Raw genomic sequence first — 12,390 nt, 5'->3', positions numbered from 1 at the left:
CTTCAGCTAAACACCGGTTCAGGATACCCGACCCGTGCCAGATAGAGCCCCTGTGGCGGACAAACTGGCCCGCAGGCGGCACGGTCGACTGCCTCAAGAGCATTGCGTACGTCGTCGGGTGACCAAGACCCGGCTCCCACACGTTCCAGCGTTCCAACGAAGCTGCGCACCTGATTGTGCAGGAACGATCGGGCGCGAACGTGAAAATGGATTTCAGGACCCGAGAAACCCTGCACCTGCTCGACTCGCAACTCATCCAGCGTTTTGACCGGGCTGGCCGCCTGACAGATGGTGGATCGGAAAGTGGTGAAATCATGCCGCCCAATTAGCATATCCGCCCCAGCCTGCATCGCTGCGACATCCAGCTCATGACTAATCTGCCAAACCTGCCCCCGTTCATGGGTTGCAGGCGCACGGCGCATCAAGATGCGGAACAGATACTGCCGTTCCAGCGCTGAAAAGCGCGCGTGCCAGTCGTCATCAACCCGCGCGGCCCTGACGATGGCGACTGGCTGCGGTTTGAGGTGATAGTTCAACGCCTCGGACAAGCGGAACGGATCCCACTCTTTGACCAGATCGCAATGGGCTATTTGGCCCAGCGCATGAACGCCCGCATCCGTGCGACCAGCGGCGGCGATTGTGTGTTCACCAGGTTCGATCCGTGAAAGCGCAGCCTCGATTGCCCCCTGAACCGTGGGCAGCTCTTTCTGCCGCTGCCATCCGGCGAACGGTTTCCCTTGGTATTCGACTTTCAACGCGTATCTGGGCATAGGGCGCTGGTATCGCGCCTTGTGCGGACGAGCAAGAGGAGGCGAAAGCTCTGGCAAGTGCTGCAACCGCTACCTATCTTGGAAAAAACGATAATTGCGAGGCGACAGCTTGGTCATCTCATCATTGGCAGACAGTATTGTGCGCGGCGTCGAATCTGTGGGCGATCGCGTGTCCGAGACATTCTTCGAGCCAGTCATAAGGTTGGGCGTCACCGGATTGGCACGCTCTGGCAAGACCGTGTTTATCACATCCCTGGTCGCCAACCTGCTGGATCGAGGCCGCATGACTGGCCTTGTGGCGAAGCAAGAAGGGCGGATTACCGCCAGCTATCTGCAGCCGCAACCCGACGATACTGTGCCCCGGTTCGATTTTGAATCCCACCTGTCAGCGCTCACCGGCCCGACACCCCACTGGCCGGACAGCACGCGTGCCGTGTCAGAATTGCGCCTGTCTTTCAAAGTTCAGCCCGCAGGTTTGTTGTCCGGGCTGCAGGGGCCGCGTACTCTGCACTTGGACATCGTGGACTATCCGGGTGAATGGCTACTGGATCTGGCCCTGTTGGACAAATCATACGAGGATTGGTCGCGGGATACGCTGGAGCATATTGCCAATCGTCCACAGGCCGAAGCCTTTCTGGCAAAAGCTCGGGTGATCGACCCAACCGCATCGCATGATGAGCCTCTGGCGCAGGAGCTTGCTCACAGATTCACCGATTACCTGAATGCCGCGCGTGAGGCTGGGTTCTATGATTGCACCCCTGGTCGGTTTCTTTTGCCTGGGGATCTCGCCGGGTCGCCGGTGTTGACCTTTGCGCCTTTGCCTGTGTCCGGTGCATCACGACGTCGCTCGCTGCACCGCGAGATGGAGCGGCGGTATGAGGCCTATAAGGCAAGTGTGGTCAAGCCGTTCTTTCGCGATCACTTCGCCCGGATCGACCGTCAGATCGTTCTGGTCGACGCGTTGGGGGCGATTCACAAAGGCCCTCAGGCGGTCGAAGATATGCGCCGTGCGATGGCGGATATCCTGTCGACCTTCCGCCCTGGCCGTAATGCATGGCTGAACAGGTTGCTGCTGGGCAAACGCGTCGAGCGAATTCTGTTCGCCGCCACCAAGGCCGATCATCTGCACCATCTGCAGCACCCGCGCCTGACCGCGATCATCGAGGCTCTGACCCGTGACGCCCGTGATCGCGCCAGCTTTGCCGGGGCCGAGACAGCAGCCCTGTCTCTGGCCTCGCTTCGGACCACGACGGAAGAGATGCGCCACCACAACGGTGACGAATTGCCCTGCGTGCGCGGTACCGTGTTGGACAGCGGCAAGCAGGCAGCCTTTTACCCCGGCGATCTGCCAGAAGATCCGTCCCATTTGCTGGGACCCGCGCGTAAAGGCGCCGAGGGATGGCTGGGCGAAGATTATGGCAATATGGTCTTTGCACCTGCGCATCTGACGCTGAACCCTGGCGATGGTCCACCGCATATTCGGCTTGACCGGGCCGCGCAGTTTCTGATCGGAGACCGGTTGTGACTGTGAACCTCCGCCCCGCCCGCAGCCTTGATGCCGGTGCCACCGGCGAAATCCTGCACGGGTTCGCCCGTGAAAACGACTGGATGCCGGACCTGCATTCCAAAGCGGAAACCATCGCCTTTTGCGGCCGGATGATTGATCTGGGTTGGGTCACCGTGGCCATGCAGCAGGATAAGGTAGTCGGCTTTCTGGCGCTTAACGAGGCCGAGATTCATTCACTTTATCTTGCGATCCCGGCGCGCGGGCAGGGGATCGGACGGCAGTTGCTGGATCACGCCAAGTCGAAACGATCCGAACTTAGCCTATTCGCTTTTCAGGCCAATCACCCTGCGCGCCGATTCTATGAACGCAATGGCTTTGCCGAGGTCGCGCGCAGCGACGGGGCGGACAATGACGAAAACCTGCCGGATATCAAATATATCTGGAAACGTGAGGCAGAACGCGATGGCTAAGGGACCGGTACTGATCGACCTTGAGGATGACGTGCCGGTTGCCGATGTCGCGAACGCTCCTCCGGTGCCAGATGTTGCCCCACCGCAGGGGCAGGCGATGCAAGCGGCAGTGCGATTTGCGGCTCGTAGACCCTCGGCGCTGGCTAAATGGTTCTGGGGACTCGCACTTGCAGTCGTGGGTGCGGTGATTTCGGTTGCGGCTTGGGATTTCGCCCTCTCTCTGCTGGACCGTGCGCCGGTCTTGGGGTGGATTGTCACGGGATTGATTGCTGCGCTCTTGTTCGTCGTGGCGATCATATCTCTGCGCGAACTGGCCGCGATCAGTCGCCTTTCGCGCGTGGACGATATGCGCCGCGCTGCCGATACCGCACTGACCGAGGATGACCTGACGCAAGCCCGCGCGGTCACCAACCGCCTGATTGCATTTTACAAAGGGCGCGACGAAACCCGTTGGGGCCGTGACCGACTGTCGGAACGCATGGGCGAGCAGTTCGATGCGGAAACCCTGCTGGCGCTGGCCGAAGACGAAGTTCTGGCCACGCTCGATGCCGCTGCCAGCCGAGAGGTCGAGGCTGCTGCGCGTCAGGTGGCGATGGTGACGGCGCTGGTGCCTCTGGCGCTGGCGGATGTCGTGGCGGCATTGGCAAGCTCACTGCGGATGATCCGGCGAATTGCCGAAATTTACGGCGGGCGTGCGGGGTTCTTGGGCAGCTGGCGCCTGACCCGGGCTGTATTTGTCCATCTGATTGCGACCGGAGCTGTGGCGATCGGGGATGATCTGCTTGAACCTGTCCTGGGGGGCTCGGTCCTTAGCAAGCTGTCCCGCCGGTTCGGTGAGGGCCTTGTCAACGGTGCGCTCAGTGCCCGCGTCGGGGTTGCCGCAATGGAGGTTTGTCGCCCTTTGCCATTTTCGGCACGCCACAAACCCTCGACCAGAGGTATGATCAAACGCGCGCTCAGCGGTTTGTTCTCGAAGACTTGATCTGACGCAAAGCCTCGGTCGCTTGCGCCCTGCATAAACAGGACGGAGCAAGCCATGACCGATCACGGCCACAGCCAGCAAGAGATCATTGAACGCATCAACGCTCCGCCGGGGCGCGGGGTGCTGCGGGATGTTATCTATGGTGGCATCGATGGATCGGTGACAACCTTTGCAATTGTCGCTGGCGTTGCAGGTGCCGGGCTTTCCCCATTTGTCATCGTCGCACTCGGGTTGGCCAATGTGCTGGCTGATGGATTTTCCATGGCGGCGGGCAATTATTCCGGCACCAAGGCCGAGCTTGATAACATCCGCCGCATCCGTGCCATCGAAGAACGGCATATCTCGCTCTATCCCGGTGGTGAACGGCGCGAGGTTCGGGAAATCCTTGCTCAGAAAGGTTTGTCGGGACGAGTTCTAGACCAGGCGACGGATGAGATCACGTCCGATCAGGACAACTGGATCAACCTGATGATCGAAAGCGAATACGGCCTGGGCAGCGTTGACCCGAACCCGATCAAAGCGGCGATGGCAACCTTCCTGGCCTTTCTTGTTGCCGGTCTGATCCCGTTATTGCCATTCCTGCTATCGGTCGAGCACGCCTTTGCCACCTCGGCTTGGATGACCGGGGGCATGTTCTTTGCCATCGGAGCGATCAAAAGCAGGTGGTCGCTTGCGCCGTGGTGGCGATCAGGAGGGGAAACATTGCTGATCGGTGGTCTGGCAGCCGGGATCGCCTATTGGGTCGGTTCTCTGTTTCACCCCTGAGTGGTCCAGATTTCAACGTTATTAACAATACGCCAAGTATAAGGGTGCAGATCAGCCCCGGGATTCTACCAGCTTTCCGTCACGCAGTTCGAGCGTATCCGGTGCCAGTGCCTGACGAAACGAAGGGGTGTGGCTGACAAGCAGAATTGCCTGTGGCAAATCTTTCAAAATCTCCAGCAGGCGCGACTCATTCTTGGTATCAAGTGCATTGGTGGGCTCATCCAACAGCAGCGCTTCGGGCTCCATTGCCAATACGGTTGCCAGCGTCACAAGCCGCTTTTCGCCGCCGGACAACTTGTGCGTAATCCGATCACGCAGGTGCATCAGTTCCAGATCGGTCAGGGTTCTATCAACGATGGCCAGCGCTTCGTCTTTACTGCGCCCAAGGTTGAGCGGGCCAAAGGCGATATCCTCGGCCACGGTCGGGCAAAACAATTGGTCATCGGGGTCCTGGAACACCAACCCGATCCTGCGGCGTACGTCGTGAAAATCAGCCTCGACGCGACGTTCCTTGCCGAAGACGATCACGCGCCCGGAGGATGGCGTCTGAAGGCCAAGCGCAATGCGAAGGAGAGTGGACTTGCCCGAACCATTTGGCCCCGCAATCGACAGGCGCTGCCCGGGTTCAAGCTGGAACGATGCACCTTCCAACACCGGAGCGTGGCCCGGATAGGCGAAACATATCTCTTCAAGCGCGAGGATCGTCATAGAAGATCCAGTAACAAAAGACCAAGGCAAATCGCAGATAACATGGCGGCAAACATCACGTCTCGACGGGTCAGATTGAAGCTTTGCAGTAACACAAGCCGTCCGGAAAATCCCCGGCATTTCATCGCATCCAGAATACGCTCGGACCGTTCGATGGCACGTACCAGCATCATGCCAACAAGATACCCAAAGCTGCGGTAGGTGTGCCAGTTGGTACCCGGGCGGAAACCGCGGATTTTCATGGCGCCGCGCAGGCGAAGGTATTCCTCACGCAGCACTTCGATATATCGGATGGTAAACATCAAAAGATGCACCAACCCTTCGGGGCAACGCAATTTGTGCAGCGCGTGGCCCAGTGTAACGGGCTCGAGCGTTCCGACCAGAACCATCAGGGTCAAAATCACCGCATTGGCGGTCAGTGCGATCTCGATGGCTTTCCAGAGACCCTGCCAACTGGCCGGAAAGCCAAAGACGGTAAACATCGCATCTCCGGGCATGGAAAAAGGTAAGAGCACCAGCATGAAAATGATAAAGCTGTCCATCATCGCCATACGTTTCAGAGAGCGGCGGATCGGCAATCGTGACATCAGTAAAAGTCCGATTGATACAGCGAGGGCCACGGTCAGCGCCGGAATGGTGCTTAGGGCAACGGTGATAATGGCAAACACACAGGCCATCACGATGCGCATTCGGGGATCATAGTCGTTGATCAATCCGAAGGACGCTTCTCCACCAGCCTCGGCCAGCGTCTTGGCGTGGGGTTCCAGCGCATGAGCCATCAGGCGGCCATCTTGTTGCGCGCAGCAAAGTAAAAGCCGAGACCGAATAGGCCGGCGATATAGCCGAGGCCACCCAATATGCTCTGCAGGTCGTTGTGTTCGCGGTAGGCGGCGATCTCGCGGCGCAGTGGCCGGGTTTCGTCACGCACCACCTTGGCGATTGCAGCGCGTTCTTCGTCCGAGAGAGAGGCGACCGTTACGGTTGCGGAACCGTCGACCGGCGCTGCCGGAGCGGTCATTTTCACAACCTCGGCGGCAACCCCCATGATCTGCGCCACTTCTTCGGCGGGCATGACGATTTCCGCCACATGGCCTGCGCCAAGGTCGGCTTTGAACGTGTGTGCCACGGGTTTTGTGGGGCTGTAGAGGAAAAAGCCATCAGCGTCGGTTACGGTCCGGCCCAGCTCGGCACCGTCTGGGCTGTAGACGATGACCTCGTGATCTGTGGCCATGTCGCCATTTGAGAAACCCAGTTCGCCCTCAATCGCATTCCCTGCGGGAAAAACACCGGCAATCACCTTATGGGCCAGCGCTGGAAGCGGGGCCAGCATCAACGACAGAACGAGGAACAGCTGTTTCATGTGGAAGCGACCTTTGGAAAGAGTTCCGGTTTAACCTTGCGCGCCAGCAAAACGGCAAAGCCAGTGAGCACGGCTTCGATGACCATGACCGGGATATGGGCAAAGAGCACAAGCTTGGCGGCGGGCAGAAACTCGTCACCAGACAGTGCAAGAGAAAAAGCGACAAAGGCGGTTGTAGCCGCTATGGAAAAGGCACCACCCACACCACCCCAGATTGCCCCCTGAAAGGGAGAGCCGCGTGCGATCAGGCGGCCGAAAATCATCCAGGTCAGCGCCGCCGGAAGGGCAATGTTGACCGTGTTGATCCCCAGCACGGTCAACCCGCCGAAACCGAAGAACACGGCCTGAAGCAGTAAACCGACAAACAGGGCGGGAAAGGCGGCCCAGCCGAGCAGAAGCCCGGCCAAACCGTTCAGGATCAGATGAACAGAAGACGGGCCAATCGGCACATGGATCAACGAGGCGACAAAGAAACTGGCCGAGAGAACACCCGCAGTGGGAATGCGATCAAGGTCCAGCGATTTCAGCCCCAGGGCGATCCCGCCTGCCGCGGCGACTGCGCCGCCGATCACGACAGGGTTGGCAAGGGCTCCGTCTACGATGTGCATATGGGCTTACTCCAGATCCCAGGCGCGGATCCAGATCACCGCATCCTGGCTCAGTTCTTTCCCCTCATGCTCGGTCTTCGGGCCAGAGCCCAGAGCAGCAAAGCCCCAGTAGCCTGCTTTGGGTACGCCAAAGCTAAAATAGCCGTTGTCGTCCGAGATCGTGACCAGCGCCCCCCCCGGCAGAGGCGACACAGTTGCCTCATGTGCGCCGGTGCCAGTCATGTCAGGCGCTGCGGCGATGTATTCGATTTCGATTTCTGCGCCAGCAACAGGCTTGCCTTCGCTCAGCACTCGACCGGAAAAAGTTGAACCTGCGATAATGTTGTAAGGCTTGTTCAGTGGCAGAATTTCAGTGACCAGACCTTGCGGCTGATCCCAGTCAGTGGGCAGTCCGTTGCGGTTCAGATAGGCCTTGGTGATCTGCTGGATGTAGATATCCTCGGACTCTTCGTGGTAGGGCGCAGGCACTGTCACCACAACGTAATCACCCGAGCGTTTCACCGGTACCGAACCCAGGAAGGCTTTGGCGCTGTTGTCCGGGCCTTCAAATGAGGTTTCTTGCAGCGTGTCCATCAGATCGGTCTTTTCGCCGTTGTGGATCACAAAGAACTCTTCCGGCTTTTCCAGGGCCATCACGTGACCGGCTTCAAACGGGTGCCAGAACACCAGTTTCACCGGAACGTCTCCGGGGCGTTCAATGATAGTGTCAGTGGTGTATTCCAGCAGAAAGTGCGCTTGTGCCATAATTGGCATCGTCAGAGCAGCCGTCGCTGCCAAGAGCAGTTTTTTCATCAAATCAGTCCTTTTCACATCGCGCTTTCCCCGGCGCATATTTGTTTTGACTTAGGGGAACGCGATGCCGCTTGTCCGAAATGACAAACGGATACGGCGCGCACCCCGTCGCCGATGATGAACACCCCTTCCGAGGGCGCATGTCCGGCAGGTTTCCTGACTTGCGGGTCAAAGCGCTCAACTGGCCTTCCCGGGATGTCCCAGTGGCATTGTCAGCCGCGCTCGCCGCCTACAGTTGCGGGGGCAGTTGCAGAGTTGGCCCTTAATGTGCCGCACTGCATTCCCTATTGCTTCCGGGGGTGCCCCCGGAACCGAACATGGCGCGTTCATGCCAGAACATATGTAACGCGGTCAACTACGATTGCGGCATCGAATGGGTCATTTGCGAAAGCAGGAAACTTGCCCGCAAGAGCACACTTCAGAGCTTTGCCTCGCTGGCCTTGCATCGGTAAAGAAGGACAGCTTCGGCAAGTAACCACTGGGACGAGGATTCCGGCAAAGTTCTGATACCGGACACCAAAGGAAACGCAGGGAGGTGAGCTGCCCGCCCGCATACAGGCGCATTTTAACCGATGCGAAACCACCGGGGTGCCATCGTGGTGCTACCTGCACGGGGACGGAAAATACCGTCTGGCAAGGATGCCACTGAACAAAGGCGCCGCGAGCTATGCGATGGGTGGCAATTCCGCCGCGCGCCGCTGGCTGGGCCGGTCACCTTCTGCTGAGGTGGGATGGATTTCGAATGTCCAGTTGCCAACCAAGCAAGCCTTCAACGGATCGAGCGAATGCGAGTGCAAACCTGCTATCGAAGGCCTTGAGGTCTCAAAGTGACTTTGTTCTTCAGCAACATTTATGTGATTGCTGCAATTCGGTCTCTTTTCTGCCCATTTTTTCGTTGATACACAGGCTTGGTAATGGTGGGATGAGTAACAGTGCGGGCGGACAGATGAGAACCGGTTGTAACGGTCAGATAGCGATATTTTGGACTCAGACGGAAATCGACGGGCTTGAGGCGGCGCCTCTTGCCCATTTGGGCGTCGGGAGAACCTGGTCCTGGAGAGGGCGTGGAATACAGTTGACAGCTGAGGCCGAGCAGATGGCTCGACTAGCTGATCACGACAGCGTGGCAGCGGTTTTGGCTGCCAGAGCGAATATGGCCATCAATGGGGAAATCATCAGCGAACGCGCCAGAATCGAGTTTTCAAATGGCGCACAGACGTTTGCTGCCGAATTGGTTCGGGTTGTGGGTGAAACTTCGCTGATGCTGGTGTTTGAAAACGGATGCCCTGAGCCGGGCCACGAGTTCTGGATCAGCGCAGCCGATCAGCAAATCGAACCCCTTGAGATTGATCGCGCCGATAACAACAAGGTTGTCGCGTTTCCTGTAGCACAGGCAGGTACGCGGTCAGCGCTTGTTGATCTGCCAAAGATCGCCAGTTGGGCCGCTGAGTAACGTCTCTTTTCGGAAAGCTCCCAAGCATCAGTGAAAATCATATTGGATTGATGCAGCGGCGTGTTGACTCTGGAAACAGCAAGGATATAAGCGCGGCTTCATTGGTGTTGGTGGCCCCCGCAAGGGGATACCTGTCATGGGGGAAACCTCAAGAGGACAACGCCCTTCATAGTGGCCTGCATGGCCTCGACCTAACGAAGGAGATCAGCCGTGACCAAACGCACGTCTGCCAAGTACAAAATTGACCGCCGGATGGGCGAAAACATCTGGGGTCGTCCGAAATCCCCGGTCAACCGTCGCGAATACGGCCCCGGCCAACACGGTCAGCGCCGTAAGGGCAAACTGTCTGACTTTGGTCTGCAGCTGCGCGCCAAGCAGAAGCTGAAAGGCTACTATGGCGATCTGACCGAGAAACAGTTCCGCCGCATCTACGCGGAAGCTGTGCGTGTAAACGGCGACACGGGTGAAAACCTGGTTGGTCTGCTGGAGCGCCGCCTGGACGCGGTTGTTTACCGCGCCAAGTTTGTTGCGACTGTCTTTGCTGCACGTCAGTTCGTGAATCACGGCCATGTCAAAGTGAACGGCAAGCGGGTCAACATCCCAAGCTACCGTGTCAAAGAAGGCGACGTGATCGAAGTGCGTGACAAGTCCAAGCAATTGGCTGTTGTTCTCGAGGCCGCGGCTCTGGCCGAGCGTGATGTGCCTGATTACATCGACGCAGACCACTCGAAAATGACCGCGACTTTCGTGCGCGCACCGGGTCTGGGCGATGTGCCTTATCCGGTCGTCATGGAACCGAACCTGGTCGTCGAATTCTACGCGAAGAACTAATCTTCGCTGCCATCGAATTCCAAAGGCCGCGCTTTCAGCGCGGTCTTTTTTTGTTTGTAAGGGGCTCTGAGCCCATCGCTTTGCGACACCCCTGGCATAGTTTTACCAGATGAAGGGGCGGATCAAAGGGGAAGGGGCCGCCCTTCGGCGATGGCTTCCATGGCGAAGTACGATGTGACGCTGTCGAGTTCGACTTTTTCGATGAGGCGCTGATAGACCTTATCGTAAGAGGTCATATCCTGCGTCACGACCTTGAGCTGATAATCGTAATCTCCGCCGATGCGATGAAAATCAACCACTTCAGGAATCGTCAGGACATGGCTGCGAAAGGCCTGCAGCCACTCGGCAGAATGGTGACGGGTACGCAGCATGACGAAGACCACGAGGTTCAGCCCCAGCTTCTCACGAGCGATGCGTGCAGTTGAACCCTGCAGTACACCCTCGTCGTTCAGGGCTTTCAGTCTCCGCCAACAGGCGTTTTGGGACAAGCCGACCCGATCAGCCAACTCACGCTGGGACAGCGTGGCTTCTTTTTGCAGCTCCTTCAAGAGCAGTGTATCAATTCGATCTAATTTCTTCGCCATATCAAATCATATGACACAAAAATTAACTTAGAAAGAATAAAATAGAGAAGGTTTCCACGCCTTGCATCAATCATATTGAACTTACCAATATGGAGCCTGTGTTATGACCTTGTCCAACTTTCGCGCAGAAATACGATCTGCAGCTCACGGAAATACTCTGCGCGATGGACTGATCGGTGAGGGGGTGCTCATCCCGGGTCTGCACGGGGACGTGCCGCTTGTGTATGCGGATTACGTTGCTTCGGGCCGCGCGTTGCGGCAGGTCGAGGATTTTGTGGCTGCGCATGTGTTGCCGTTTTATGCTAACAGCCACACCGAAGCTTCCTATTGCGGCTCATACATGACCCGTCTGCGCCGCGAGGCGCGGGCCGAGATTGCCCGCATCGTTGGCGCCGGGGAAGAAGACGCGGTGATCTTCACCGGGTCCGGTGCCACGGCGGGGCTCAACCGATTGGTCAGTCTGCTGGGTGTGCAAGAAGCCGATCAGCCGGTCGTTTTGATCGGGCCGTACGAGCATCATTCGAATATTCTGCCATGGCGTGAAAGCAAGGCGCAGGTGATCGAGATTCCCGAGGCCACAGATGGTGGACCGGATATGCAGGCGTTGAAGGCTGCGCTGATTGATCACGCAGGTTCCGATCTTGTGATCGGGTCTTTTTCAGCAGCGTCAAACGTCACCGGCATTATCACCGACCCCGACCCGGTGACCCAGATGCTGAAAGACCATGGTGCGTTTGCGGTTTGGGATTATGCAGGTGGTGGGCCTTATCTGCCAATGGATATGGGACCGGAGAATGCGCGTAAGGACGCTATTGTTGTCTCCCCGCACAAATTTCCCGGCGGGCCGGGGGCCTCAGGCGTTCTGGTGGTCAACCAGTGTGCAGTAAAGCGAACCTGCCCAAGTTGGCCCGGCGGAGGGACGGTCAGCTTTGTTTCACCGTGGCGGCACGATTATAGCGCCGATCTGGCAACCCGCGAGGAGGCTGGTACGCCGAATGTGATCGGCGATATTCGTGCCGCTTTGGCTTTCATCGTGAAAGACGAGGTCGGAACGGACGAGATTGCAAAGCGTGAGGCGCTCTATAACCGTATGGCGTTCGATGGATGGTCCAACAATCCGCATCTGACATTGCTTGGAGCCGAGAATGCACATCGCTTGCCGATTTTCTCGTTCCTTGTGCGGGATCGGGATGGGCAACCGGTGCACCAACAACTGTTTACCCGAATGCTCAGCGACATCTATGGTATTCAAGCGCGTGGCGGGTGTGCTTGTGCCGGGCCTTATGCGCACCGTTTGCTGGAAATTGACCGTGAAACCTCAGAAGAATTGCACGCGGCCTTGTCCGCAGGCGAAGAGATGAAGAAACCCGGCTGGGTGCGGCTGAACTTCTCGTATCTCATGAGTGAAGAGACCGTTCAGTTCATCATCGACAGCGTCAATGATCTGTCGCGCCGGACCGAGGAGTTCGTGTCATTCTACGATGCCGACCCGGCGACGGCGCGTTTCAAGGCGGCCTGAGAGAATTGCCGCTTTTCTCAACCCGTTGAGACAGGTATGAG

15 protein-coding genes and 1 riboswitch are annotated in these 12,390 nt (G+C 57.9%); of the genes, 8 read left to right on the top strand and 7 right to left on the bottom strand.

The annotated features are described in order from the left end of the window. Nucleotides 1-2 precede the first annotated feature (2 nt). Nucleotides 3-770: a tRNA pseudouridine(38-40) synthase TruA gene (gene truA, locus BLU89_RS07930; RefSeq protein ID WP_074735862.1), complete on the bottom strand. Its 768-nt coding sequence runs from the start codon at nt 768-770 to the stop codon at nt 3-5. A 109-nt stretch (nt 771-879) separates the two neighbouring features. On the opposite strand from truA, the gene BLU89_RS07925 reads away from it, so the two are divergent. The 4 genes from BLU89_RS07925 to BLU89_RS07910 are packed head-to-tail and all read left to right on the top strand — an operon-like array spanning nt 880 to nt 4,494. Further along, nucleotides 880-2,295 carry a YcjX family GTP-binding protein gene (locus tag BLU89_RS07925; protein WP_074736488.1) on the top strand — a complete coding sequence of 472 codons (1,416 nt, stop codon included), beginning with the start codon at nt 880-882 and terminating at the stop codon, nt 2,293-2,295. Next, nucleotides 2,292-2,747, top strand: a complete 456-nt coding sequence (locus tag BLU89_RS07920; protein ID WP_074735860.1) for a GNAT family N-acetyltransferase — start codon at nt 2,292-2,294, stop codon at nt 2,745-2,747. Before BLU89_RS07925 ends, BLU89_RS07920 begins: the two co-directional genes overlap by 4 nt. Further along, nucleotides 2,740-3,729: a YcjF family protein gene (locus BLU89_RS07915; RefSeq protein WP_074735858.1), complete on the top strand. Its 990-nt coding sequence runs from the start codon at nt 2,740-2,742 to the stop codon at nt 3,727-3,729. The genes BLU89_RS07920 and BLU89_RS07915 overlap by 8 nt, the downstream gene beginning before the upstream one ends. Nucleotides 3,730-3,783: 54 nt before the next feature. Beyond that, nucleotides 3,784-4,494 carry a VIT1/CCC1 transporter family protein gene (locus BLU89_RS07910; RefSeq protein WP_074735856.1) on the top strand — a complete coding sequence of 237 codons (711 nt, stop codon included), beginning with the start codon at nt 3,784-3,786 and terminating at the stop codon, nt 4,492-4,494. Between the two features lie 51 nt (nt 4,495-4,545). Here BLU89_RS07910 and BLU89_RS07905 read toward each other — a convergent pair whose 3' ends face one another. Genes BLU89_RS07905 through BLU89_RS07885 form a run of 5 tightly spaced genes read right to left on the bottom strand, consistent with a single transcriptional unit; the run spans nt 4,546 to nt 7,962 of the window. Further along, nucleotides 4,546-5,202 carry an energy-coupling factor ABC transporter ATP-binding protein gene (locus BLU89_RS07905; protein WP_074735854.1) on the bottom strand — a complete coding sequence of 219 codons (657 nt, stop codon included), beginning with the start codon at nt 5,200-5,202 and terminating at the stop codon, nt 4,546-4,548. Next, nucleotides 5,199-5,981 carry a cobalt ECF transporter T component CbiQ gene (gene cbiQ, locus BLU89_RS07900; RefSeq protein WP_074735852.1) on the bottom strand — a complete coding sequence of 261 codons (783 nt, stop codon included), beginning with the start codon at nt 5,979-5,981 and terminating at the stop codon, nt 5,199-5,201. Before cbiQ ends, BLU89_RS07905 begins: the two co-directional genes overlap by 4 nt. Next, on the bottom strand, nt 5,981-6,562 hold the full coding sequence (locus BLU89_RS07895) for a cobalt ABC transporter permease (RefSeq protein WP_074735850.1): 582 nt from the start codon (nt 6,560-6,562) through the stop codon (nt 5,981-5,983). The genes cbiQ and BLU89_RS07895 overlap by 1 nt, the downstream gene beginning before the upstream one ends. Next, the gene (gene cbiM / locus BLU89_RS07890; protein ID WP_074735848.1) at nt 6,559-7,170 is read right to left on the bottom strand and encodes a cobalt transporter CbiM; all 612 of its coding nucleotides are present in this window, start codon (nt 7,168-7,170) and stop codon (nt 6,559-6,561) included. The genes BLU89_RS07895 and cbiM overlap by 4 nt, the downstream gene beginning before the upstream one ends. Nucleotides 7,171-7,176: 6 nt before the next feature. Continuing rightward, a complete protein-coding gene (locus BLU89_RS07885; RefSeq protein ID WP_074736486.1) occupies nt 7,177-7,962 on the bottom strand; it encodes a DUF4198 domain-containing protein in 786 nt (261 codons plus the stop codon). 129 nt (nt 7,963-8,091) lie between these two features. Further along, nucleotides 8,092-8,293, bottom strand: a riboswitch (cobalamin riboswitch). A gap of 308 nt (nt 8,294-8,601) precedes the next feature. Between BLU89_RS07885 and BLU89_RS07880 the strand changes: the two genes are divergently transcribed. The 3 genes from BLU89_RS07880 to rpsD all read left to right on the top strand — a co-directional run bounded on the left by BLU89_RS07880 (nt 8,602) and on the right by rpsD (nt 10,246). Beyond that, complete coding sequence (locus BLU89_RS07880; RefSeq protein WP_074735846.1) at nt 8,602-8,793, top strand: hypothetical protein; 192 nt, start codon at nt 8,602-8,604, stop codon at nt 8,791-8,793. 265 nt (nt 8,794-9,058) lie between these two features. After that, nucleotides 9,059-9,415 (top strand): hypothetical protein, encoded by a 357-nt coding sequence (locus BLU89_RS07875; RefSeq protein ID WP_245709677.1) that lies wholly within the window; start codon nt 9,059-9,061, stop codon nt 9,413-9,415. A 210-nt stretch (nt 9,416-9,625) separates the two neighbouring features. After that, nucleotides 9,626-10,246, top strand: coding sequence for a 30S ribosomal protein S4 (gene rpsD / locus BLU89_RS07870; protein WP_074735842.1), 621 nt, complete (start codon nt 9,626-9,628; stop codon nt 10,244-10,246). 122 nt (nt 10,247-10,368) lie between these two features. On the opposite strand, the gene BLU89_RS07865 is transcribed toward rpsD, so the two are convergent. After that, entirely contained in the window at nt 10,369-10,830 is a 462-nt protein-coding gene (locus tag BLU89_RS07865) for an Lrp/AsnC family transcriptional regulator (protein WP_074735840.1), read from the bottom strand. A 103-nt stretch (nt 10,831-10,933) separates the two neighbouring features. Here BLU89_RS07865 and BLU89_RS07860 point away from each other — a divergent pair, with 103 nt between their 5' ends. Continuing rightward, nucleotides 10,934-12,349: an aminotransferase class V-fold PLP-dependent enzyme gene (locus BLU89_RS07860; protein ID WP_074735838.1), complete on the top strand. Its 1,416-nt coding sequence runs from the start codon at nt 10,934-10,936 to the stop codon at nt 12,347-12,349. Nucleotides 12,350-12,390 lie beyond the last annotated feature (41 nt).

The sequence above is a fragment of the Ruegeria halocynthiae genome, from assembly GCF_900106805.1.
Classification (GTDB): domain Bacteria; phylum Pseudomonadota; class Alphaproteobacteria; order Rhodobacterales; family Rhodobacteraceae; genus Ruegeria; species Ruegeria halocynthiae.
This window is presented reverse-complemented; position numbering and strand designations above follow the sequence as displayed.

Coding starts and splice junctions, on each gene's coding strand:
- BLU89_RS07875 (WP_245709677.1), top strand. CDS start 9,059: ATGGCTCGACTAGCTGATCACGACAGCGTGGCAGCGGTTTTGGCTGCC.
- BLU89_RS07915 (WP_074735858.1), top strand. CDS start 2,740: ATGGCTAAGGGACCGGTACTGATCGACCTTGAGGATGACGTGCCGGTT.
- cbiQ (WP_074735852.1), bottom strand. CDS start 5,981: ATGGCTCATGCGCTGGAACCCCACGCCAAGACGCTGGCCGAGGCTGGT.
- BLU89_RS07865 (WP_074735840.1), bottom strand. CDS start 10,830: ATGGCGAAGAAATTAGATCGAATTGATACACTGCTCTTGAAGGAGCTG.
- BLU89_RS07895 (WP_074735850.1), bottom strand. CDS start 6,562: ATGAAACAGCTGTTCCTCGTTCTGTCGTTGATGCTGGCCCCGCTTCCA.
- BLU89_RS07910 (WP_074735856.1), top strand. CDS start 3,784: ATGACCGATCACGGCCACAGCCAGCAAGAGATCATTGAACGCATCAAC.
- BLU89_RS07885 (WP_074736486.1), bottom strand. CDS start 7,962: ATGAAAAAACTGCTCTTGGCAGCGACGGCTGCTCTGACGATGCCAATT.
- BLU89_RS07860 (WP_074735838.1), top strand. CDS start 10,934: ATGACCTTGTCCAACTTTCGCGCAGAAATACGATCTGCAGCTCACGGA.
- BLU89_RS07880 (WP_074735846.1), top strand. CDS start 8,602: ATGCCACTGAACAAAGGCGCCGCGAGCTATGCGATGGGTGGCAATTCC.
- cbiM (WP_074735848.1), bottom strand. CDS start 7,170: ATGCACATCGTAGACGGAGCCCTTGCCAACCCTGTCGTGATCGGCGGC.
- truA (WP_074735862.1), bottom strand. CDS start 770: ATGCCCAGATACGCGTTGAAAGTCGAATACCAAGGGAAACCGTTCGCC.
- BLU89_RS07905 (WP_074735854.1), bottom strand. CDS start 5,202: ATGACGATCCTCGCGCTTGAAGAGATATGTTTCGCCTATCCGGGCCAC.